General features: G+C 67.2%; 23 protein-coding genes. 9 read left to right on the top strand and 14 right to left on the bottom strand.

What is annotated here, in order from left to right; all coding sequences use genetic code 11:
• The first annotated feature begins 37 nt into the window (after nt 1-37).
• Nucleotides 38-787 (top strand): maleylpyruvate isomerase family mycothiol-dependent enzyme, encoded by a 750-nt coding sequence (locus AB0M15_RS24405; RefSeq protein ID WP_363823337.1) that lies wholly within the window; start codon nt 38-40, stop codon nt 785-787.
• Between the two features lie 199 nt (nt 788-986).
• Here AB0M15_RS24405 and AB0M15_RS24410 read toward each other — a convergent pair whose 3' ends face one another.
• The 6 genes from AB0M15_RS24410 to AB0M15_RS24435 form a co-directional block, all read right to left on the bottom strand.
• Entirely contained in the window at nt 987-1,796 is an 810-nt protein-coding gene (locus AB0M15_RS24410) for a methyltransferase domain-containing protein (protein ID WP_363823340.1), read from the bottom strand.
• A gap of 16 nt (nt 1,797-1,812) precedes the next feature.
• Complete coding sequence (locus AB0M15_RS24415; RefSeq protein WP_328326738.1) at nt 1,813-2,160, bottom strand: VOC family protein; 348 nt, start codon at nt 2,158-2,160, stop codon at nt 1,813-1,815.
• 87 nt (nt 2,161-2,247) lie between these two features.
• Entirely contained in the window at nt 2,248-2,976 is a 729-nt protein-coding gene (locus AB0M15_RS24420; protein ID WP_363823345.1) for a PH domain-containing protein, read from the bottom strand.
• A gap of 90 nt (nt 2,977-3,066) precedes the next feature.
• Nucleotides 3,067-3,225 carry a hypothetical protein gene (locus AB0M15_RS24425; protein WP_166678885.1) on the bottom strand — a complete coding sequence of 53 codons (159 nt, stop codon included), beginning with the start codon at nt 3,223-3,225 and terminating at the stop codon, nt 3,067-3,069.
• A gap of 636 nt (nt 3,226-3,861) precedes the next feature.
• Nucleotides 3,862-4,818 carry a methylmalonyl Co-A mutase-associated GTPase MeaB gene (meaB, locus tag AB0M15_RS24430; protein WP_363823348.1) on the bottom strand — a complete coding sequence of 319 codons (957 nt, stop codon included), beginning with the start codon at nt 4,816-4,818 and terminating at the stop codon, nt 3,862-3,864.
• 54 nt (nt 4,819-4,872) lie between these two features.
• Nucleotides 4,873-6,090 carry an acetyl-CoA C-acetyltransferase gene (locus tag AB0M15_RS24435; protein ID WP_363823356.1) on the bottom strand — a complete coding sequence of 406 codons (1,218 nt, stop codon included), beginning with the start codon at nt 6,088-6,090 and terminating at the stop codon, nt 4,873-4,875.
• A 94-nt stretch (nt 6,091-6,184) separates the two neighbouring features.
• Between AB0M15_RS24435 and mce the strand changes: the two genes are divergently transcribed.
• From mce to AB0M15_RS24460, 5 genes are all read left to right on the top strand, one after another.
• Entirely contained in the window at nt 6,185-6,619 is a 435-nt protein-coding gene (gene mce / locus AB0M15_RS24440; RefSeq protein WP_363823360.1) for a methylmalonyl-CoA epimerase, read from the top strand.
• An 86-nt stretch (nt 6,620-6,705) separates the two neighbouring features.
• Nucleotides 6,706-7,638: a sensor histidine kinase gene (locus AB0M15_RS24445; protein ID WP_363823365.1), complete on the top strand. Its 933-nt coding sequence runs from the start codon at nt 6,706-6,708 to the stop codon at nt 7,636-7,638.
• A gap of 160 nt (nt 7,639-7,798) precedes the next feature.
• Nucleotides 7,799-9,136 carry a crotonyl-CoA carboxylase/reductase gene (gene ccrA, locus AB0M15_RS24450; RefSeq protein WP_363823369.1) on the top strand — a complete coding sequence of 446 codons (1,338 nt, stop codon included), beginning with the start codon at nt 7,799-7,801 and terminating at the stop codon, nt 9,134-9,136.
• A 110-nt stretch (nt 9,137-9,246) separates the two neighbouring features.
• On the top strand, nt 9,247-10,884 hold the full coding sequence (locus AB0M15_RS24455; RefSeq protein WP_363823374.1) for a transposase: 1,638 nt from the start codon (nt 9,247-9,249) through the stop codon (nt 10,882-10,884).
• On the top strand, nt 10,881-12,215 hold the full coding sequence (locus AB0M15_RS24460; protein ID WP_363823377.1) for an AI-2E family transporter: 1,335 nt from the start codon (nt 10,881-10,883) through the stop codon (nt 12,213-12,215). The genes AB0M15_RS24455 and AB0M15_RS24460 overlap by 4 nt, the downstream gene beginning before the upstream one ends.
• 226 nt (nt 12,216-12,441) lie before the next feature.
• Here AB0M15_RS24460 and AB0M15_RS24465 read toward each other — a convergent pair whose 3' ends face one another.
• The 5 genes from AB0M15_RS24465 to AB0M15_RS24485 all read right to left on the bottom strand — a co-directional run bounded on the left by AB0M15_RS24465 (nt 12,442) and on the right by AB0M15_RS24485 (nt 16,616).
• Nucleotides 12,442-13,047, bottom strand: a complete 606-nt coding sequence (locus AB0M15_RS24465; RefSeq protein ID WP_363823382.1) for a DUF2188 domain-containing protein — start codon at nt 13,045-13,047, stop codon at nt 12,442-12,444.
• A complete protein-coding gene (locus AB0M15_RS24470) occupies nt 13,044-13,445 on the bottom strand; it encodes a hypothetical protein (RefSeq protein ID WP_363823386.1) in 402 nt (133 codons plus the stop codon). The genes AB0M15_RS24465 and AB0M15_RS24470 overlap by 4 nt, the downstream gene beginning before the upstream one ends.
• Nucleotides 13,446-13,819: 374 nt before the next feature.
• A complete protein-coding gene (locus AB0M15_RS24475) occupies nt 13,820-14,737 on the bottom strand; it encodes a GTP-binding protein LepA (RefSeq protein ID WP_363823390.1) in 918 nt (305 codons plus the stop codon).
• Between the two features lie 262 nt (nt 14,738-14,999).
• Nucleotides 15,000-15,470 (bottom strand): NUDIX domain-containing protein, encoded by a 471-nt coding sequence (locus tag AB0M15_RS24480; RefSeq protein ID WP_363823393.1) that lies wholly within the window; start codon nt 15,468-15,470, stop codon nt 15,000-15,002.
• Between the two features lie 30 nt (nt 15,471-15,500).
• Nucleotides 15,501-16,616 (bottom strand): erythromycin esterase family protein, encoded by a 1,116-nt coding sequence (locus tag AB0M15_RS24485; RefSeq protein WP_363823396.1) that lies wholly within the window; start codon nt 16,614-16,616, stop codon nt 15,501-15,503.
• Between the two features lie 167 nt (nt 16,617-16,783).
• Between AB0M15_RS24485 and AB0M15_RS24490 the strand changes: the two genes are divergently transcribed.
• Nucleotides 16,784-18,388: a DHA2 family efflux MFS transporter permease subunit gene (locus tag AB0M15_RS24490; protein ID WP_363823399.1), complete on the top strand. Its 1,605-nt coding sequence runs from the start codon at nt 16,784-16,786 to the stop codon at nt 18,386-18,388.
• A gap of 3 nt (nt 18,389-18,391) precedes the next feature.
• On the opposite strand, the gene AB0M15_RS24495 is transcribed toward AB0M15_RS24490, so the two are convergent.
• Together AB0M15_RS24495 and AB0M15_RS24500 are read right to left on the bottom strand one after the other, a co-directional pair.
• Nucleotides 18,392-19,156 (bottom strand): alpha/beta fold hydrolase, encoded by a 765-nt coding sequence (locus tag AB0M15_RS24495; protein ID WP_363823402.1) that lies wholly within the window; start codon nt 19,154-19,156, stop codon nt 18,392-18,394.
• Between the two features lie 11 nt (nt 19,157-19,167).
• The gene (locus AB0M15_RS24500) at nt 19,168-19,467 is read right to left on the bottom strand and encodes a hypothetical protein (protein WP_363823405.1); all 300 of its coding nucleotides are present in this window, start codon (nt 19,465-19,467) and stop codon (nt 19,168-19,170) included.
• 99 nt (nt 19,468-19,566) lie between these two features.
• Between AB0M15_RS24500 and AB0M15_RS24505 the strand changes: the two genes are divergently transcribed.
• Both AB0M15_RS24505 and AB0M15_RS24510 read left to right on the top strand, forming a co-directional pair.
• The gene (locus AB0M15_RS24505) at nt 19,567-20,148 is read left to right on the top strand and encodes a TetR/AcrR family transcriptional regulator (RefSeq protein WP_363823408.1); all 582 of its coding nucleotides are present in this window, start codon (nt 19,567-19,569) and stop codon (nt 20,146-20,148) included.
• A gap of 28 nt (nt 20,149-20,176) precedes the next feature.
• Nucleotides 20,177-21,157, top strand: a complete 981-nt coding sequence (locus AB0M15_RS24510; protein ID WP_363823411.1) for a zinc-dependent alcohol dehydrogenase family protein — start codon at nt 20,177-20,179, stop codon at nt 21,155-21,157.
• Here the strand turns inward: AB0M15_RS24510 and AB0M15_RS24515 are convergent.
• Nucleotides 21,154-22,539, bottom strand: coding sequence for a M20/M25/M40 family metallo-hydrolase (locus AB0M15_RS24515; RefSeq protein ID WP_363823414.1), 1,386 nt, complete (start codon nt 22,537-22,539; stop codon nt 21,154-21,156). The two genes, AB0M15_RS24510 and AB0M15_RS24515, sit on opposite strands and share 4 nt — an antisense overlap.
• Between the last annotated feature and the right edge of the window lie 60 nt (nt 22,540-22,599).

Raw genomic sequence — 22,599 nt, forward strand, 5'->3', positions numbered from 1 at the left:
GCCGAAACTGTCGGTGGTTGATGAGATCGTTCTCTTCATGTCTTTGCCGCCCGAACGTGCCGCCTTGTATCTCGCCTGCCTCCAGGCCGACTCCGCCCGCCTCGCCGAAGTAGGCCGACGGCGGCTTACCGCGGAGGTCCCGAGCTGTGAGGGCTGGACTGTCGAGACCGTGCTGCGGCATGTCGCGACCGTTTACCTGCACAAGATCGAGGCGCTCCGGACCGCCACCCGCCCTGACCCGTGGCCGCCTGCCGGGTTGGATTTGCGGGATGCCGTCGACCTGTTCGACGAGGCGCGCGCGGCCATCGTCGTCGCGCTGACCGAGGCCGGGACCGAGTTGCCGACCTGGACGTTCTCGCCGACGGACAAGACGTCCGGCTTCTGGTACCGGCGGATGGCGCTCGAGACCGCGGTGCACCGGGTCGACGCGGAGCTGGCGCACGGCGTGGTCACGCCGATCGATCGGGCACTGGCGCTCGACGGGATCGACGAGATCCTGACGCTGATGCTCGGCGGCCCTTGGTGGGAAGAGGGCGACACGAAACACCCGGTCGACGCGACCATCCGGATCACCTCCGCGGGCCGCTCGTGGACCATCCGCCTCGACGCAACCACCGCTTCGGTTGTCGCCGGCGCCGAAGGCGAGGTCGACGCCGAGGTCTTCGGCAACCCCGACGACATCTTCCTGTGGCTCTGGGGCCGCCACGACCTGAACATGGAGCAATCAGCCGGCGCCGACACCGCCGTACAGGAGTTCCGCTTGCGGGTTGCGGAGAGCACCCAGTAACCCTCGCCCCGCACCCGCGACCACGCTGTACCCCGCACCACCTCCCACGCCGCCGCTCGCGACTCCCGTCGGCCCCGCAGCATTTGAGGGGTTAACCCCTCAGATTGTGGGTTGCCCCCCGAGATTCAGGGGTGGCAACCCACCATCTCGGGGGTTAACCCCTGAGATGTCGAGGGCGCGGTGGGCTGGAGCGCGGCGGTTAGTGGGGTGCGTTGGTTGGGGTTCGGGCGATGGCCATCAGGTGGTTGGTCAGGTCGCGGATGCCTGGGAGGTGGCCGGTTCGGCGTACCAGGGTGAGGGCTGCTTGGAGGAGGGCTTCGTCGTTCGGGAGTCGCTCCAACGCGAAACCGGCTGAGCCCTCGATCGCGTGCAGTTCGATGTCGGTCAGGCCTGCTGTTTGGAGTTCGCCTTCCAGTTCTTCCGCGGTGTGGAAGTGGCCGGCGGGGAAGCGGCCGCCGGGGGTTGGGGTGCCGGATTCGAGGGTGTTGATCCAGGCTTGTGGATAAGGCGTTGGCGGAGTCTTGCCGAGGCTGACCGCCGCGTGGTGGATGAAGCGTGGGATCGCGGCTGCGAAGATCCAGCCGCCCGGTACTACGACGCGTGCCGCCTCTTTGAGTGCTTGGAGACGGTCGTCGGCTTTTCTTAGGTGGTACAGCGGACCGAACAGCAACGCGACGTCGAAGGTGTCGGCGGCGAACCGCAGGTGCCGGGCGTCCCCGACCTCTGCTTGGAAAGTCCCGTGCCGTCGGGCCTTCACGACCTGCTCCTCGACCGGATCGACGAGCGTGACGTGATGGCCGGCGGCGGCGAGCGGCTTGGCGTGGATGCCGGTCGCGCCGCCGATGTCGAGCACCCGGGATCCGGCCGCGATCCTGGTACCGACGAGTTCTTGAACCCGGACGAACTCGAGTGCGCTCTGCGCAGAGCGGGTGGTCAGACGTGCGTCCTCATCGAAGACACTCGAGTAGTACTGCTGGATCCCCGAATCGATCTCGCCTTGGTCGCCCATGGCGAGATCCTAGGGATCACTGGTCCTGGACTAGCCCGAGCACGTTGCCGTCTTGATCCGTGAACGAGCCGACCAGCCGGCCGCCGCCGACATCGCGCGGTGAGTCCTTCACGGTCCCGCCGGCGGCCGTCACCTCGGCGAGCTTCGCCTCGATGTCGTCCACGTGCCAGTAGGCCAGCTGTCCGTCGGGGCTCTGCGGTCCCTGGGGCACCAAGCCGATCTGCTGACCGGCCGTCTCGAAGCCCACGTAGTACGGCGACTCCACCTGCGGCCGGATCCCCAGCAGCGCGGCGTACAGCTCGGTCGCCTTCGCCAGGTCCGACACCGGGTGCAGCACGGTCTTGATTCCCTGCGTCTCGCTCATCATCACTCCAGATCTAGTGGCTTGTTTCCTTGCCCACAAACCTAGATCCGCGCGATCCGCAAAGCTTCTCGATTCCTGACCAGCTTGTCAGTCGTGGTCCGGGTCGTCGGTCCAGTTGCCGCGCTCGGAGTTGAAGATCGACTTGCTGGAGGTGCCGGCGACCCGGGTCGAGGTGGTGTGGTGGGTCGGCGCCGTGGTGGTGGTCGTGGTGACCTCGGCCGCGGAGTTCATCCCGATCGGGCCGGTACCGTCGTCGTCGGAATCGTCGTCGTCTCCCTGGACGACATCGACGCTGGCGGAGGCTCGCAGGCCGGTGCGCTGGATGACGCGCTGGATCGTCAGGTCACGGTCGTCGGGCCTGCTGACGTACTTGATCTCGCGGAAGCCCTGGTCCTGCGCAGCGGACTCGAAGACGAAATGGCCGTAGCCGAGGATCCGGCCGATGATCGGTTTCTGCAGCGTGATGTCGAGGATCCGGGCGATCGGCGTCGTCGCGACGGTCTGCGAGAAGACGCCCCGGATCCGCATCACCCGCATGTTGGTGACGACGAACCGGTCCCGGTGCTGGGTGAGGAACTGCCAGAAGGCGTGCCCGAGCAGGACCAGCACGATCACCAGCAGCGCGAAGGCCGCGTCGCCGAGGTTCTTCCAGAGCATCACGAACAGCAGGATCACCGCCAGCGCGATCTCGAGCATCGGCACGGTGAACACCACCCAGTGATGCCGCACCTCGTCGATGACGACCTCGCCCTCATCCGAGATGAGGTGGCGCCGGACCTTCGGATCAAAAGCCCGGAACAGGCCTATGCCGGCCATCCACTCACTCCCCTGTCCACCCCGCTGTCGGTCCTGCTACAGCTAAGTGTCCCGCACGAATGCTCGATACGGGACACCTAGGCTGAAGGATCAGTTGAACAGCGCGGACAGAAAGACGATCACGCTCCCGAATGCATCGCCGACGGCCGAGAACGCACCTCCCACGGCATCTGCGGCACCCCTGGGCTGAGTGAACAGATAGAACGCCGCAAAGGCGATGACCAGCCAGATCAGCAGCTTCTTCGGCATGTCACCACTCCTCGTTCGCAACCAACATGGTCGACTGTGTTTGTATCACGGATAGTCACCAACTGTCACTGACTGAACACAGCCCACCGCACAATGCTCACCAGCTTCAAGATCCATTCTGTAACGGATCAGGGTGCACGGCACCCACCGGCGCGCCGCCTTGAGACGAACGAACCCCACAAAGGCGATTCTCCCGGTTACTTGCCCGTTTTCGGATGTGACAGAGAGTCGCCAAGTGTGTCACTGGCAACGAATTCAGCTCTCAGCAGATCCCCCGAATTCCCCGACAAATTCCCTGTTCCAGGTACTAACAAGCTCGCCGCCTCCCACTCCCCCCACCCGGGCCTGTCGGCACCCGCGGCCCCATCCGCGCACAGCTCCGAGAAACACGAGCCGACAGGAGCGCCCAAACGAGCACACAACGCAGCCGCCCGGCGGCTGGCGGCCCTTGCACGCACCGCGGACGCTGAGAGCCGGCCGGGGGCCCAACCCCACCACCTCACCCCCACCCAACCGACCAGCCGCCCAGGTGGTCGCACCGCGCGACGCAGGAGCGCCCAACACCGGGCGGGCGGGAGCGCCTGAACGAGCATGCGACGCGGGAGCAGGCGTCGGAGGGTGCGTGGGGGGATCGGGTTAGAGGGCGTCGAGGAGTTCGTCGGCTGCGGAGTACGGGTCGGTGTTGCCGTCGGCGACCTTGGCGGCCAGTACGTCGAGGCGGGCGTCGCCGTGGAGGTGGGCGAACCGGGAGCGCAGCGCCGTCATCGCGATCGCCTCGATCTCGTCGCGGGCCCGGGTGCGACGGCGGTCGGTGAGGACGCCGTTGGCGCGCATCCAGGTCAGCCGTTCCTCGATCGCGATCACCACCTCGTCGACACCTTCGTTGCGTGAGGCAACTGTTTTGAGGATCGGCGGGGTCCACGCGTCCGGCGCGCGCTCGGCCAGCGCCAGCATCGCGCGCAGGTCGCGGGTGACGTTCTGTACGCCGTCCCGGTCGGCCTTGTTGACCACATAGATGTCGCCGACCTCGAGGATGCCCGCCTTGGCCGCCTGGATGCCGTCCCCCATCCCGGGCGCCAGCAAGATGATCGTCGTATCGGCCATACCGGCGATCTCGACCTCCGACTGCCCAACGCCGACCGTCTCCACCAGCACGACATCGAAGCCAGCAGCATCAAGCACCCGCAGCGCCTGCGGAGTAGTCCACGCAAGCCCGCCCAGATGCCCACGAGACGCCATCGAGCGGATGAAGACCCCGGAGTCGGTCGCATGGTCCTGCATCCGCACACGGTCGCCCAACAGCGCACCACCGGAGAACGGCGACGACGGATCAACCGCCAGTACGCCGACCCGCTTCCCCGTCGCCCGGTACGCCGATACGAGCGCCGACGTCGATGTCGACTTACCGACGCCCGGCGACCCGGTGATCCCGATGATGTGCGCCTGCCCGGCATGCGGAGCAAGCGCCGCCATCACCTCACGCAACAGCGGCGACTCGTCCTCCACCAACGAGATGAGCCGTGCCACCGCTCGGGAGTCACCCTCCCGAGCACGCTCGACCAACTCGGCAACCGGTGCAGTGCGTCGGGACATGGGCTCTCTGTCAGTTCGGTATCGGGAGTGAAAGGACAGAGATTAGTCCCTGCCTCAGTTCTGCTGCGGAACCCGGACGATCAGGGCGTCGCCCTGGCCACCGCCACCACACAGCGCAGCAGCGCCGGTACCGCCGCCACGACGCTGCAACTCCAGCGCCAGGTGGAGTACCAGGCGAGCGCCGGACATCCCGATCGGGTGACCGAGAGCGATCGCCCCGCCGTTGACGTTGACCTTGTCCAGGTCGACGTTCAACTCACGAGCACTGGCGATGCCGACCGCGGCAAACGCCTCGTTGATCTCGATCAAGTCCAGCGCACCCGGCTCGATGCCTTCCTTCGAGCAGGCCTTCACGATCGCGTTCGCCGGCTGGCTCTGCAGCGACGAGTCCGGCCCGGCGACCGAGCCGTGCGCACCGATCTCGGCGAGCCAAGTCAGCCCGAGCTCTTCCGCCTTCGCCTTGCTCATCACTACGACGGCGCAACCACCATCGGAGATCTGCGACGCCGACCCAGCGGTGATCGTGCCGTCCTTACCGAAGGCAGGCCGCAACCGCGAGAGCGTCTCGACCGACGTATCGCCCCGCACACCTTCATCGGTGTCGAAAACCAGCGGGTCGCCCTTGCGCTGCGGTACCTCGACCGGCACCACCTCGTCGACGAACACCCCGTTCTTCCAGCTCTCAGCGGCCAGCTGATGCGACCGCGCGCTGAACTGGTCCTGCTCCTCACGGGTCAGCTTCAGCCCGGACTCGTTCGCCTGATCGGTCAGCGCACCCATCGCCTGGTCGGTGAACGCGTCCCACAGCCCATCGAAGGCCATCGAGTCGACCAGCGTCGTGTCGCCGTACTTGAAGCCCTCGCGCGACTTCGGCAGCAGGTGCGGGGCGTTCGTCATCGACTCCATCCCACCGGCCACCACCACGTCGTACTCGCCCGCGCGGATCAGCTGGTCGGCCATCGCGATCGCGTTCAGGCCGGACAGACAGACCTTGTTGATCGTGATCGCGGGCACCGTCATCGGGATGCCACCGGCCACCGCGGCCTGGCGCGCGGCGATCTGGCCGGCCCCGGCCTGCAGCACCTGGCCCATGATCACGTACTCGACCTGCTCCGGCGCGACGCCGGCCTTGGCCAGCGCACCCTTGATCGCGAAGCCACCGAGCTCGGCGCCGGTGAAGCCCTTGAGGCCACCCAGCAGCTTGCCGATCGGGGTCCGCGCACCGGCGACAATGACAGTTGTGTTCTGCGGGCTGCGAGTGGTGTCAGACATGCTTTCCACGATACCTGCGTGCGCACTGGTACGTGGTTGTCGATCGGGTCACACTCGGTTGGAAACAGCGCCCCCACTAGGTCAATCTGGGCCCATGGACGTCACCGGAACGCAGACCCTGTTCGAGGCGATCGACCACGTCGGCATCGCCGTGGCGGACTTCGACCAGGCGGTCCGCTTCTACGCCGAGACGTTCGGTATGACGGTCGCGCACGAGGAGATCAACGAGGACCAGGGTGTCCGCGAGGCGATGCTCTCGGTGGGCGACAGCGGCTCCTCGATCCAGTTGCTCGCGCCGATCACGCCCGACTCCCCGATCGCCCGCTTCCTGACCCAGCGCGGCCCCGGCATCCAGCAGCTCGCGTACCGGGTCCGCGACATCGACGCCGTCTCGGCCACCCTGCGCGAGCGCGGCGCCGTCCTCCTGTACGACGAAGCGCGCCGCGGTACCGCGGGATCGCGGGTCAACTTCCTGCACCCGCGCTCCACCGGCGGAGTACTGATCGAGCTCGTCGAACCGGCCTCCTGAGGGCCACCGAGTCACCGTCGGCGGACCGTAGGTGACGAAGGACTCCTCGAGCCGCCGGACGGCCGATTCGGTACTAGTCTGTTGGAGTGCTGATCGACAGCGCCCCAGAGCCTGACGCAACAAGCGGTAGTCCTGCCGGTTTCCAGCACGATGCCTTCGTTTACGCCGACGACGACGAGTTCGTGCACCGCGCAGCTCCGTTCCTCCGTGACGGGCTGATGGCGGGCGAGGTCGTGCTCGCCGCACTCCCCGAGGCGCGAATCGCCTTGCTGCGCAAGGAACTCGGCGACCTCGCGGACGAGGTCACCTTCATCGACATCACGGTGGCCGGCCGCAACCCGGCGCGGATCATCCCGCTGTGGGCCGACATCCTGCGGGAGCACGACGGCCGCCCGATCCGTGCGCTCGGCGAACCGGCATACCCGGGGCGGAGCGCGGCGGAGTACGCGGAAGCCAGGCTCCACGAAGCCTTGCTCAACATCGCCTTCCAGCACTCCGGCCCGTTCCGGCTGCGCTGCCCGTACTCCGTGTCGCTGGGGCTCGACCCGGCGCCCAACCACCCGGACTCGGCTTGCCAGCCCGCTCGGGACTGGGACGACGTCGCGCTCACGCTCTTCGGGGCGCCGCTGCCGGTCGTACCGGACGACGCCGAGCGGCGGGAGTTCGGGCTGGCCGAGCTCACCGGCGTACGCCGCTGGGCGGCCGGCTGGGCGCGGTCGTACGGGCTGCCCGTCGATCAGGTCGACGACCTGGCGCTTGCGTTGCACGAGATCTGCACGAACAGCGTGCGCTTCGGAGGCGGCCGCGGCACGTTGTCCCTGTGGACGCAGGACCGCTCGCTGGTGCTCGACATCGCCGACGACGGCCGGATCGGCGACCTCCTGGTCGGCCGGGTACTGCCGCCGGCCGACGGTCTCGGCGGGCGTGGCGTCTGGCTCGCGAACCAGCTCTGCGACCTGGTCCAGATCCGCTCCGGCGAGACCGGAACGCAGGTCCGGTTGCACGCCCGGCTCGATTGACATCGAAAGCACTCGGCTTCTTAAGACCACTAAACACAGTGGACTGGAAAAGTGACGGTCGTCTCAACGGCTGCGACGTGCCTCACAGAACCCTGTCGAAGAGGCATACTCGTCGGTAGATTCTCGCTTTCACAGCGGCTCCACCCTCTGGAGGTACGACGTGAAGGACATCCTCGACGCGATCCTGGCCGGCGACACCCCGGCCGAGGAGTTCGGGCGGCTGACCGTCCCGGACCACTATCGCGGGATCACCGTGCATGCCGACGAGACCGGGATGTTCGAGGGGCTGCCGTCGAAGGAGAAGGATCCGCGCAAGAGCCTGCACCTGGACGACGTACCGACGCCCGAGCTCGGGCCGGGTGAGGCGCTGATCGCGGTGATGGCGAGCGCGATCAACTACAACACGGTCTGGACCTCGATCTTCGAGCCGGTCTCCACCTTCAGCTTCCTCAAGCGGTACGGGAAGCTCTCGCCGCTGACCGCGCGGCACGATCTGCCGTACCACGTGGTCGGCTCGGATCTGGCCGGCGTCGTCCTGCGGACCGGGCCGGGCGTGAACGCGTGGAAGCCGGGCGACGAGGTCGTCGCGCACTGCCTGTCGGTCGAGCTGGAGTCGCCGGACGGGCACAACGACACGATGCTCGACTCGGAGCAGCGGATCTGGGGTTTCGAGACCAACTTCGGCGGGCTGGCGGAGCTGGCGCTGGTGAAGTCGAACCAGTTGATGCCGAAGGCCGCGCACCTGACGTGGGAAGAGGCCGCGTCGCCGGGGCTGGTGAACAGTACGGCGTACCGGCAACTGGTGTCGTCGAACGGCGCGAACATGAAGCAGGGCGATGTCGTCCTGGTCTGGGGCGCGTCCGGCGGACTCGGATCCTATGCAACCCAGTTCGCGCTGAACGGTGGGGCGATCCCGGTCTGCGTGGTGTCGTCGCCGGAAAAGGCCGAGATCTGCCGGGCGATGGGCGCGGAGCTGATCATCGACCGGTCGGCCGAGGGGTACAAGTTCTGGTCGGATGAGCACACCCAGGACCAGAAGGAATGGAAGCGGCTGGGCGCACGCATCCGCGAGCTGACCGGCGGCGACGATCCGGACATCGTCTTCGAGCATCCGGGGCGGGAGACCTTCGGCGCGTCGGTCTTCGTCGCACGCAAGGGCGGCAAGATCGTCACCTGCGCGTCGACCTCGGGTTTCATGCACGAGTACGACAACCGGTACCTGTGGATGAACCTGAAGAGCATCATCGGCTCCCACTTCGCCAACTACCGCGAGGCGTGGGAGGCGAACCGCTTGATCGCCAAGGGCATGATCCACCCGACCCTGAGCCGCGCCTACTCACTCGAGGAGACCGCCCAGGCGGCGTACGACGTCCACCAGAACCTGCACCAGGGCAAGGTCGGCGTCCTCACCCTCGCCCCGTCCGAGGGCCTCGGCGTCAAAAACCCCGAACTACGCGACCAGCACCTAACCAAGATCAACCGCTTCCGCAACCGCTGACCGACCGTTGTCCACAGCCCTGGTCCACCCGGTTGGCGCTGGGGGGCCACGTTCTGACAGGCTCTGCTGACAGGGGGATTTATCCGAGCCGCCAGAAGGGACTCTTTGGGATGGCTGACGAGTCGAGCCTGCCGTTTTTCGATCGTACTGCGACCGCCGCGGGTGGCTTCCCCGTGGGACGTCGCGGCTACGACAAACAGGCGGTGGACGACTATGTCCGCGCGCTGGAGATGCAGCTCGCCGACGCCCGCGGCCGGCTGGAGGAGTCGCAGGCCAACTCGGCTCCCCTGCAACGCCAGCTCGACGAGGCCAAGCGGCAACTCGAGGCCAGCGCCAACCCGTCGTACGCCGGACTCGGCGACCGGGCCGCGCAGATCCTGCGGCTCGCCCAGGACCAGGCGTCCGAGGCACTAGAAGAGGCACGTCGTGAGGCCGACGAGCTGCGCAGTACTGCCGCCAAAGAGGCTGCGGCCACCCGGTCGACCGGTGAGCGTGAGGCTCAGGACATCCGGACCGTCGCGCTGAACGAGTCCGACAGCATGCGCCGGACCGCGGAAGGCGACGCGGCCGAGATCCGCCGGACCGCCGACACCGAGGCTGCGGAGGTGCTCGCGGCTGCCCGGCGCAAGGCGGAGACGCTGCAGCTGACCGCCGAGTCCGAGTCGAGCACGATGAAGAACGGCGCGCTGCATGAGGCGGAGAAGATCCGCACCGCGATCCAGCGCGAGTCGGCCGCCCTGCGCGCCCGGCTCGCCGACGAGCGCGAGCAGCAGGCCAAGGAACTCGCCGACAAGCACTCCAAGATCGCCGCCGACACCGAGAACCTGACCACCCAGATGCGCGAGGCCGCGGAAGCATCCGAGCGGCGGGTTGCCGAGGCGACCGAGCAGGCCCGCAAGATCCGCGCCGAGGCGGACGAGTCCGCCGAGCGCACGCTGTCCCGTGCCCGTCGTGAGGCCGAGCAGCTGCTCACCACGGCTCGCACCCGGTCCGAGGCCGAGTTGGCCAACGCGGCAGACGAGGCCGAGCGGTCGCGCACGATCGTCGCCCGCGAAACCGAGCGGCTCGCCAAGCGGCGCGATGGGATTCTGGCTCAGATCGCCGGGCTGAACGACATCGCCAGCAACATCGCCCGGCAGGCTGCCGAGTTGGATTCGGAGACGGCGACGCCTTACAGCAACCCGTTCGCTGCCCCGCCCGCCTCCCCCGCACCGCCTGCACCCGCCGAGAGTCCGTTCTCGGCGCCGTCCTCGTCCGGCGATGACGCGCCCAGCAGCTCGTCGAGCTCGTTCGCCGCGCCCTCCGCCGGTCCTGCGAGTGGCAGTCCGTTTGGCACACCGGCGTACGACGAGACGCCCGCGACATACGTCGGCGGTCCCGAAGAGCCGACGGCGACGTACTCGGCCGACTCCGCGCCGTCCGCGCTGGAGCCGGAAGAGGCAGAGCTCGGGCGTGGCGGGAACCCGTTCGCCGGTGGCAGCCCGTTCGTCGGGTCGGAGGCTGGTGGAGCGCGGGTCGACGAGACCCGGATCGACAGCAACCTGCGGGTGGACGCGAGCAGCATCGACGACCTGCGGGCCGCCGAGAAGAAGCCGCTGCGCGACGAGACCCGGATCGACGAGTTCCGGCTCACCGACCTGACTTCTTCTGCTGACTCTGACGCTGACGCCGACGCTGATGCTGCCGAGGCGAAGGCCGACGACGCCAAGGCGACCGGAGACGGCAAAGCCACGAAGGATGCGAAGTGACGCCTGCCGGCGACCAGGATGCGAACGGCAAGACGGACGGCCAGACCCAGGTAACGGAGATCGAGCAGGCCACCCGCGAGGCGAAGGCCGCCGCAGCCGAGGCCGAAGCTGCGGCGGACGACGCTGAACAGTCCGCCGAGCAGTCGGAAACGTCGGCCGAGCAGTCGGAGGATGCAGCCGCACACGCCGAAAAGGCCGCCGCCGAAGCAAAGGCAGCCAGTGAGGACGAGCAGAGCCTCGTGGGTGAACTACTGATCGACGAGCGGCACCCGTCGGAAGGCATGGGCGCGCCCGGCCCGCCGCTGCGCCGGTCGAACCCGTTCGTGTTCGGATTCTTCGCAGTCCTCGGCGGCCTGGTCGCGTACGGACTGTGGCACGCGCTCGGTCAGGCCAAGTCGGTCCTGATCCTGCTCGTCGTCTCGATGTTCATCGCGGTTGGCCTGAACCCGCTGGTCGAGTGGTTCATGCGCCGCGGACTCAAGCGCGGGCTCGCGGTCGGCGTCGTCTTCTTGTTGATGATCCTCGCGGTCACCGGCGTCGGCTTCGCGATCGTTCCGGTGGTGACCGACCAGATCGACGGGCTGATCAAGAACGCGCCGGACTGGCTCGACCTGCTGACCAAGTCCAAGACGCTGAACAGCCTCAACGACAAGTACCACTTCATTCAGAAGGCCACCGACTACATTCAGGACCCGGCGCTGGCCCAGAAGGCCTTCGGCGGCGTACTCGGCGTCGGCAAGGTCGTCGCGAACGCGCTGTTCTCCGCGTTCACGATCCTGATCCTGACCCTGTACTTCCTCGCCTCACTGCCGACGGTGAAGCGCGCGGCGTACAGCCTGGTCCCGGCCAGCCGCCGGAGCCGGTTCTCGATCCTCGGCGACGAGGTGCTCGGCCGGGTCGGCGGCTACGTCAGCGGCCAGTTCCTGGTCGCCCTCTGCGCCGGCTGCTTCATGTTCATCTTCCTGGAAATCGTCGGCCTGGGTCAGTACGCCGTGGCTCTGGCGATCTGCGTCATGTTCACCGCATTCATCCCGATGGTCGGCGGCCTGATCGGCGTCGTCCTGGTAGCCCTGATCGGCTTCACCGACGGCCTCTGGATCGGCGTCGCCTGCCTGGCGTACGGCATCATCTACCAGCAGGTCGAGAACTACTTCATCGCGCCCCGCATCATGCGCCGCGCAGTCAACATCCCCGGCGCCGTCACAGTAATCGCAGCCCTCTTCGGCGGCGCCCTCCTAGGCGTCGTCGGCGCCCTGATGGCAATCCCCACCGCCGCCGCCATCCTCCTCATAGTCCGAGAAGTCTGGGTCCGCAAAGCCGACGCCTCGTAGCCCCACCGGAGGAGCGAGCTGGTTGCCGTTCAGCATGGGGTACTCCCCCACGCCGGGCGCCACGCTCGCTCCTACGTCGCCCGCTAGGCGACAGCAACCCGTCACCGGTCACAACCCGTCGACTCGGACGACTCCGAGCCGACCGGCCTCCCCTGGGCGCCATCCCGCCTAGCAAATTCCGCCCGCCAGCACCACGCTCGGCTCCGATACTCAACCGATGCAGGCCTCACGCCAACTTCTTGTCTTCTGCCTTGCTGTCTCGGGTTACCGCCTTCGCCTTCCGGATCCTGCCGTCTCGGTTGTGGATCACAACCTCACCGCCACCCGAGTTCGCGACGATCTCTCTGGCGCGACTGATCGCATCCGCCTGGGTGGGCAGCTTTGCGCTTGCCCTATCGGCACCAGGCTTGCGAACCTCCCATCCGCCATCGTCGTTCCGCACCACGTGCCTCTCGTTCTGCGGCAGGCGCCGATGCCCCCGCAACAGATCCAGGTCGAGCTCGACCTCAAGGTCACCGAGCGTCGCGACGATGCGCACATTTCTGGCGCCCGTCGCATGCAGATAGTCGGCGAGAGTGGACAGCAGCATGTCGTCACGGTGTTCAAGGCGCGATATCACCGCTTGGCCGACTCCCATCCTCTTGGCTACATCGACCTGGGTGAGCTTGCCAGCCTGCCGAATCTTCGCAAGGTTCTCCGCATAGGCTCGGTCCAGCTCTCGCGATTCCGCTTCGATCTCCTCGACCGCGGCAGCGATCTCCGGATCGGCCAGCAGCCGGTTGAGCCGCTCGTTACCTCGAACGAAGGTCCTCTTCACAGGTTCAGTACTCAAGGCTGCCTCCCTACCTCTCGCTTCCACTGATCGATAAGTCCGTCCGCCCGGCCCGCCACCGAGTTGTAGAACACATCTCCCATCCTGGCCTTGTCCGCTGCGAAGAGAGTGACGACCACCCTGTCCTCGCCAGGCGGAAACCAGCAGATGAGGCGAACTGCAATGCCTTTCCGGTACGGGTGAGATACCCGCCAGAGCGGGTAGCGTCCCGACTGGCGCACCCACTTGAGAGTGGCCCTCTCGGAGTCGCGGGCGGGCGGCTCCTTGAGATCCTGAAGGTACTTCAGCTCAGCCAGGACCAACGCCAGCAAGCGCTTCGCATCCTGCCGTCCTTCCTTGGCCTTCCGCTCGAGGTCGGCGAGCCACACGTCGAACTCGACCGGCCAGTCAACCTGCACCTCGCCAGTATGATCTGGCTGTCATATGACATGCAAGTCATATCGCGGGCGGCGGGCGATGGTGGACGACCTTGAGAGCGGGTATGCCGCCAGCGCAGCGCCCGGGTTGAGAGAAAATCAACAGCTACGCCGCGACGGGACCAGGGCGTTCTCAGGTAGGCGGGCGCAGCACGCCAAGCAAGCAGGCGCAGCACGCTGGGAACGCGGGCGCAGCACCTGCCACTAAGCGGGCGCAGCACGCCAAAGCAAGCGGGCGCAGCACGCGTCGTTCAGCGGGCGCAGCACGCGTCCACGGGTGGGTGGGAGCGGCCGGCGTGGCACGCGACGTGGGAGCGGGCCAGCAGCAGGACGCGTGGGGGAACCACAGTCCGGGGTTAGGCGGGTGTGGGGCGGTGTTTGGCGGCTAGGCGGGCTGCTCGGTGGAGGGAGTCGAGGACGTAGGTGGGGACCTTGAGGCCGTTGCGGTGGGCCCACAGCATCTCTAGTTCGAAGCGGCCTATTTGCTGGGCGTAGCGGGTCAGTTCGTCGTCGGTGGCTGACACGGTGATGCCGAGGTGGTGCATGACGTCGCCGAACTGGGCCCATTGCTTCTTGGTGTAGGCGCCGACCGGTTCGAAGGTGTGGCGGCGCAGCGTGCGGACGATCCACTTCTGCCACTCGGCCATCTCGGACCACAGGCCCTGGGCGGCGATCTTGTAGTAGGCGAAGTGGCCGGGCTCCTGGCGGCGGATCGGGGCGACGACCGTCATTGCGACGGCCTTCTCGCCCAGGTCCAGCAGGCCCTGGTAGAGCTTGTTGTACGCGAGGATGGCCGACTGTTCGGTCGCCACACCGGTCAGGTAGTACAGCATCCGGCTCACGTCCTGGACGGCGCTCCAGCGGCCGAGTGCGCCGAGCACTTTGTAGCTGAATGCCAGCGAGGTGAGGTCGGGCTCCGATTGAGGCAGACCGGCCAACTGCTGCAACCGGTCCAGCAGGTAGCCGTGATGGGTCTCCTGCGGCAGCCACACGTCGGCGTAGAAGTGTTTGTCCACGGGTGGCGGGTCGGGCAGCAGGAGGTTGAGCTCCAGTACGTTCCGCTCGACTTCCAGCTCCACCCGAGACATGTACGTGAGCACCGGACCGAATCGCTCGGCCAGCAACTCCGGCCGGACCATCGTGTAGTCGGCGCTGTCCACCGGGATCGGCGGGTGCTCCTCGGCCAGCCGGTCGACGTGCTCGGCCAGCCGCGCCTCCACCGAGAACGGCTTCCGCGGGCGACGACGCCATGGCGACGTACTCGCGGCGCTCATGGCCGGGCCACCTTGGTCGTCCGCACCTGCCGCGTCCTGCTGTTTTCGCAACCTCTCATGACGATTCTCACCCACCCCCAGGCCTCAGATCACCTTCAGCCGGTCTGACCTCTGGTAAGTACTACCTTACTTTCCAGGGGGTAACATCACCCACTGCCTTTCACCCTGTACTACGTGATCCCCCGCACGTACACTTCCGCAACTCAACGCCAAGGGTCCACAGCGATTCGGAGCCGGTCAACACCCGGATGGGTGCGACGACTCAGTGCCGAACCAACCCACCAACGGCCACGGACGCGAGGTGCCCGGTACTAGGCGCCGCCATCGCCAGGCCGACGCCGACATCGATCACCACCGACCGACTCAGCCCGGCAATGTCCGACAGCGGGCTCCATACCGACTCCGCCGTCTCCCCGTTCGGCTCCGGACGAAGCGAGCCGCCGGTGATGCGGACCGCGTAGAAGACGCCGACGTTCTGGTGGAGCGTCCCGTTGGTGCTCTCGGCCGCCGAGATCAGTCGCGAATCGACACCCAGCAGGCGCTCGACGACGGACGAGCAGCCGGTCTCCTCAGCGACCTCGCGGGTCACCGCGTCGTACGGATCCTCTGCATGCTCGACCCGGCCGCCGGGCAGCGTCCACCAGGTCCCCTCGCCCTTCGGAGATACGTAGCGGGCGAGGAGCACCCGCCCGTCATCGATACATACCGCGTACGCCGCCAGCCGGAAACTCATGGCCGCACCCTACGCAGTGAAGCGGGTGACTCAGCGGCCCGCGTCGATGTGCAGGACCGCGTCGACGTGGTCGAGCAATGGCTGGTCGAGAGGGAAGTAGCCCTGCCGTGGCGTGGTGTCAGTGCGCGTCTGGGCAGGCTGGAGTGCAACGGCAGGCGTGAGGCCCCAGGTGGTGAATGTGCGCTGAAGGTTGCCCTCGTACGTGTCGGCCGCCGGCTCCATGAGTCCGAGCGTCTCGCTCCGCCCCAGGCTGCCGGCGATGACGGCATAGCGCTGGTCCAGCAGCTCGGCCACGATCGCGCCGGCGGAGTACCAGTCGTGGTTCGTGCCGGTCATGCGCTGCACGTGGGCGTTGTGCGCGAAGACCAGCGTCGGGCCGCGCTGCGCCTCGATGCTGCGGATGTCGAGGAGGTTCTGAGCCATGAGGGAGTCGCGGGCAGCCATCAGCCGGTCGATCCGTACCTCCTGCGAGCCCGGTAGGGAGGCTTGCTTGTGGTACCTCAGCAGGCCAAGACCTGTAGTGAGATAGGTGCGAGCCCGGTACCAGTCAGCGCGCGAGGTGGCCGCGATGCATTCCGGGGCGCGGGCGTAGAGCGTGGTGAGCAGATCGTCGGCGATCACGCGCAGCTGCGAGGCCTTGGGGGTGTCCCCGAGCGATTGGGCCGGATCGAGGATCGCCTCGTCGCGGCTCCATCGCTCGTCGTCACCGAGCAGGTCGGCGAGATCGAGCTCGAGGCCAAGGTAGTCGCGCGCATGTTCCAGATAGATCCGCGGGCTGGCAGCGCTGGTGTTCTCAGTCGACGCATCGAAGCCGTGAAAAGCGACCCGCTCGTCGGCCGGACGTCCCGCGTTGTACTCCCGCATCCAGGCGACCAGTAGCCGGTTGCCCGGCAGCTCCCCGAACCGGTGCGAGAAGCCCTCAGTCATCACGGTGTCGAGGTCCCCCGCGCCACCCTGGACGAAGTCGTCCACCATGAGCCCGCGGACCCGATCCGACTCCAGCGCGATGGACCGGAACCCCTCGTCCACCAGTACTGCGAACAGCTCGTTGCGGAGCAGCCCGAAGGCCGGTTCCTGATGCGTCGGCTCGCCGAGGCCCAGGAGTTCGCAGGACGGTGGTACGAAGTCTCGAATGTCTTTGCTCATGTCATTGAATCTTATCGTTGAACTATTCGGTAGAGACTTATCCAGCTTTCGCCTCCGTAGGTATTCGTAAAGTCTCAAATGCGATGAAAGTTCAAGAATGTGCTCGTGCCCGAAGACGCCGGACGCGTAGTGTCTTCTGCGACGGGATTCCTGCCGAGGGGGAAAACGTGAGTCAATCCGAGTCTGCTGTTCAACCCGAGTACCCGGACAACATCGACGCCGCGGTCCTGAAGATCGCCGGCGTCGTGGTGCTCGGAGCCATCATGTCGATTCTCGACATCACCGTGGTCAACGTCGCGCTCCCGACCTTCCAGGACGAGTTCGGTTCGCCCGACAGTCCGGTCTCCTACTCAACTGTCGCCTGGACCGTCACGGCGTACACGCTCGCGCTCGCGACCGTGATCCCGCTGACCGGCTGGGCCGCCGACCGGTTCGGCACCAAGCGGCTCTACATGACCGCGATCTTCCTCTTCACCGCCGGATCGGCGCTCTGCGCGACGGCGTCGAGCATCGACATGCTGATCGGCTTCCGGGTCCTGCAGGGTCTGGGCGGCGGCATGCTGATGCCGCTCGGCATGACCATCATGACCAGGGCCGCGGGGCCGCACCGGATGGGCCGGTTGATGGCCATCCTCGGCGTACCGATGCTGCTCGGCCCGATCCTGGGGCCGATCCTCGGCGGCTGGCTGATCCAGGTCGCGAGCTGGCACTGGATCTTCCTGATCAACGTGCCGCTCGGCGTGATCGCGCTGATCTACGCCTGGCGGGCGCTGGCCCCGGACGTGGCCCACAAGTCGGAGTCGCTCGACATCCTCGGTGTGGTGCTGATGTCCCCCGGACTCGCGCTGTTCCTGTTCGGCATCTCGTCCCTGCCGGCCGAAGGCGGTGACTTCGGTGCCCCGCGCGTCTGGGTCTCGATGCTGATCGGCATCGCGTTGATGCTGGCCTTCGTCTGGCACTCCTTCCGGCCCGAGCATCCACTGCTCGATCTGAGGCTGTTCCGCGACCGCAACCTCACCGTCTCGATCATCACGATGTTCCTGTTCGCCGCCGCGTTCTTCGGTGGCCTTCTGCTCGTACCGACGTACTTCCAGCAGATCCGTGGCGAGTCCACGCTGCACGCCGGCCTGCTGGTGGCGCCGCAGGGGCTCGGGGCGATGGTGACGATGCCGATCGCCGGGCGGCTGGTCGACAAGATCCCGGTCGGCCGGATCGTGCCGGTCGGGCTGGCGCTGATCGTCGTGGGCATGTTCGGTCTGACCCAGATCACCGCCACGACGTCGTACGGGCTGATCATCGCGATGCTGGTCGTGATGGGCTTCGGGATGGGCGGCACGATGATGCCGCTGTTCACCACGGCCCTGCGGACACTGTCCGGGGCTCAGGTCGCCCGCGGCTCGACACTGCTCAACATCAGCCAGCAGATCGCTTCGTCCGTGGGCGTCGCGACGATGTCGGTCGTGCTCACCAACCAGCTCAACGACTCGCCGATCATCCCCGGTACGCAGGGCGCGCCCGGTCTGGGCGACGGACTGCGCGAGACCCAGGCGGCGATCCTGTCCAACACCCGACCGGACATTCTCGGCGCACTCCACGTTGACCCGGCCGCCATCGCTCGCGGTCTGGTCGACGCCGCATCAGCCTTCGCGCACAGCTACTGGGTCGCCTGGGTGCTGGTCACCATCACCTTGATCCCGGCCTTGATGCTCCCCCGCAAACGCGCGGCATCAGACCTGGTCGAAGAGGGTGCACCGCCCCCGATGATCCACTGACCGTCAGGCTAGGAACGGAGTCACTGCGGCGAGGAAATCGTCGAGGCGTTCGGCATGCACCCAGTGCCCGGCCTCGGCGATCTCGGCGTACTGAACCTGCGGGAAGTACCGCTTGATGGTGTCGCGGTGGTCCTGCTGGACGTAGTCGGACTTGCCGCCGTAGACGAACAGCGTCGGGCCGTCGTACGCCCCCTCCTCGTCCTCCGGCCAGCCGGAGATGGCGGGGAGGGCGGCCTCGATGACGGGCAGGTTCGGCTTCCAGCGGGCGCCCTGGTCGTCGAGGATCAGGTTCTGCAGCAGGAAGGCCCGGGTGCCGGGTGAGTCGACGGCATCGACCAGTTGGGCGTCGACATCAGCGCGGCGCTGGACGTGGGACAGGTCGGCGTTGCGCATCGCCCGGGCGTACTCGACGAAGGCCGGCGGGTACGTGACCGGCGCCGCGTCGACCACGACCAAACGGTCGACGACCTCGGCGTGCCGGAGTGCGGTGAGCATCGCGGTCTTGCCGCCCATCGAGTGACCGACCAGGCCGACCGGGCCGACACCGAGGTCGGTGATCGTCTCGAACACGTCCTGTGCCATCTCGGGATAGCTCATCGTGCCGGTATGCGGCGAGCTGCCGTGGTTGCGCAGATCGAAGGCGTAGACCCGGTGCGTCGAGGCCAGCCGCCGGCCGGCCGTCATCCAGTTCCGTCCCGATCCGAACAACCCGTGCATGACGACAACGGGCGACCCGCTCTCGCCGTACGCCGTAACCGGAAGCAACATGTAGACCTCTCTCAGCGGTGGCGTTGCCAGCAGGCCTTGTGCCAGTGGCGGCGTTCGTCCAGGGATTGGCCGCCGCCGATCGCGGAGAGCAGGCTGGGGGTCTCCGGCCAGACGACCACGTGCGGCGTGGCCGGCAGGATCGTCTGGTCACAGCCGGGGCAGCGGTAGGACTTGCCCGCTGCCGAGCCGCTCACGTGCCGGACCATCCAGTCGCCGTCGGAGCGCGATTCCCGCGTCTGGTGCCCACCCAGCAGCGGCCGGTCGCTGACCGGTCGCGTGTGCTTCGAGGGCTTCTTCTTGCGGGACACCATGACGACGCCAAGGGTATCGGCCGACGCCAGTGGTCAGCACACTGGCCCAGCGGGGTGAACGGATTTGAAATCGGACAGACCTGTCTGTACGTTCTAAGTATGAGCATCAACGTGACGGAGAAGCGGCCGCCGACCCGGGAGCGGATTCTGGCGACGGCTGACGAGCTCTTCCGGATGCACGGCCTGCGCGGCGTCGGGATCGATCGGATCATCGCCGAGTCCGGTGTCGCGAAGTCGACGCTGTATGCGCACTTCCCGTCGAAGGACGAGCTGATCGAGGCCTATCTGGTGAAGGCGGACGAGCGCTGGCGCGGCTATCTGCGGCAGGCGGCGATCGCTGCCGGGACCGACCCCAAGGAGCAGTTGGTCGGGCTTTTCGACGCTGTGGATGACGCCTACAAGCGGCACCAGCTGTATGGCTGCCCGTTCATCAACGCGGCGGCGGAGAGTGAGCCGGGCAGCCGGGCGCACGCCGCGACGCTGCAGCACAAGAAGGCGGTGCGGGAGTGGGTCCGCTTCCTGGCCGAGGCCGCGGGGGCAGATGACCCGGTCGGGCTCGCGATGAGGATCACGCTGCTGATCGACGGCGCACTGGCCGCCGAGCGGCTTGAGCAGGACTCGGCGATGCCGGCCGCGGCGAAGGCGGCCGCTCGGGTGCTGGTCGATGCCGCCTGTAAATAAGACAGACCTGTCCGTTTGGAGAAATGATATGCGCGCATTGGTGCTGGAGCAGTTCGGCACTCCCCTGGTACTACGAGATGTCGCCAAACCCACACCCGGGCCCGGCGAGGTGCTGGTCCGGGTCGTCGCCAGCGGCGTCAATCCGCTGGACACCAAGATCCACGCCGGCAAAGCCGCCCACGCCCAAACCCAACTCCCAGCAATCCTCGGCCTCGACGCCGCCGGCGTGGTTGAAGCAGTCGGTCCCGAGGTGAGCACCTTTGCGGTCGAGGACGAGGTGTTCGGGTTGGTTGGTGGGGTTGGGGAGCAGCAGGGGTCGTTGGCTGAGTTTGTTGCGGTGGATGCGCGGTTGCTCGCGCGGAAGCCGGGTGGACTCAGTTTTCGGGAGGCGGCGGCGGTGCCGCTGGTCTTCGTCACGGCGTGGGAAGCGCTGGTGGATCAAGCGAAGATCCGCAAAGGGCAGAGAGTTCTGATCCACGGTGGGGCGGGTGGCATCGGGCAGGTGGCGATTCAGTTGGCCAAGGCTGTTGGGGCCGAGGTGTTCGCGACCGGCTCGACCAGCAGTTTGCAGGCCATCGAGGAGCTTGGTGCGACCGCGATCGACTACACGACGAGCAGCGTCGAGGAGTACGTCGGCAAGTACACCGACGGTGCCGGGTTCGGCATCGTCTTCGACACCGTCGGCGGTGAGGTACTCGACAACAGCTTCAAGGCCGCCAAGCGGTACGACGGGCATGTGGTGAGCGCGCTCGGGTGGGGCACCCACTCCCTCGCACCGCTCTCCTTCCGGTCCGGCACCTACTCCGGTGTCTTCACCCTCCATCCGCTGCTCACCGGCGAAGACCGCGCCCACCACGGCGAGATCCTGCGCGAGGCCGCCGCCCTGGCAGAGCGCGGCCTCCTGCGCCCGCGCCTGCACGACGGCGACTTCACGCTGGACTCGATCGCCGAAGCCCACGCCCTCGTCGAGCAAGGCCAAGCAACAGGCAAGGTTGTAGTCGACCTCTAGAGGGGTGTGGCGAGCTTGTAGGCGGCGGTGCCGATGAGTTCCATGGAGACCTGGAGGCGTTCCAGGGAGACGTTTTTGGCGATGGTGTCCTCCGGGGAGTGGTAGGGCGGCTCGAGGGAGGCGGGGGTCAGTTCGCCTCGCCAGGAGAAGTTAGCGGCGGCGATTCCTACCTCCTGGAACGACTGGTGGTCGCTGGAGCCGCGGAGTACCGGGCCTACCAGTTTGGGGTCGTAGCCGAGGCGCTGGCCGGAGGCTCGTACTGCGGTGGTCGCGGCGTTCGCGAGGCCGTCGAAGGAGAGGAGCCAGTAGACGATGGCCGGATCCCAACTGGTCGCCACCATGTCGTTCTGGAAGACGGCCCGGTACCGGTCGCGCTGATCCTGCGTCAGCTGCTTCACGTGATAGCGCGACCCGAGAATGCCCTGCTCCTCCGAACCCCAGAACGCGAATCGCAGTGTCGCCTCGGTCGGGTACTTGCTCAGCACCCGGGCGATCTCCAGCGTCAATGCGGTCCCCGACCCGTCGTCGTTGGCGCCGGGCGCGCCGATCACCGAGTCGTAGTGCCCGCTCACCATCACGATCGGCGAGTTGGCGCCGTTGCCGACCCGCTCGCCGACCACGTTGCTCGAGATCAGCCCGCGATGCGCCGTCGTACTGATTGTCAAAGGCAACGACGCGACGACGGCCAGAGCTTCGCGCAGCAACCGCTTCTGTACCTGAGCAACGCCGACGACCGGCACCGAGGCACCGGTCAGCCCGGCCGGCGAGAAGGCTGATGCGCGGCGCGGAAACACCTGATCGGCCGGAAGCAGTACGACGGCGACCGCCCCGCGAGCGGCCGCCTCAGCCACAAACGCCGGTCGAGCGGCCGCTGTGTCATCAGCCAGCACCACGGCACCCGCAACGTCAGCAGGCCAAACCGGCGCGGTAGCAGAACCCACATCGCGGGCCGAGCCGGTCACGGTGACGTCGAGCTTGCCGCCGGGAGCAGCGCCGGCCTGCCAGCAGATGTCGTCGGGCAGAAGGTTGCGCGGGTCGCCGATCTGCGCCAGGAACTTGTCCGCGACCGGGAACGGCTCGTACCGCGTCTCGTACCCGTAGCTGCGCAACTGGCCGGCCAGGTAGTCGGCGGCGCGCTTCTCGCTCGCGGTACCGCCGATCCGCAAGCCGATCTCCTCGGACAGCACCTCGAGATGCCGCAGCGCCCGCTCCGACGAGAGGCGCCCCACGATGTGCCGGTCATCCCGATCCAGTGTCGGGGGCCGGACCGCCCCTGGCCGCTGGTCATCCACACCCCAAGCGGGGACAGCGGTGGCCGCGGCCGCAACTCCGGCGACGGCGCCTAGCAGGCCGCGACGACTCATACCGGTCGATTCGGTCATACAGGGTCTCCTCACGAGATCGGCCCGAGGGTCCTGAGTCGGCGCCGGAGATGTGCACCA

It is taken from the genome of Kribbella sp. NPDC051718 (genome assembly GCF_040681515.1).
In the GTDB taxonomy this organism is placed as follows: Bacteria; Actinomycetota; Actinomycetes; order Propionibacteriales; family Kribbellaceae; genus Kribbella.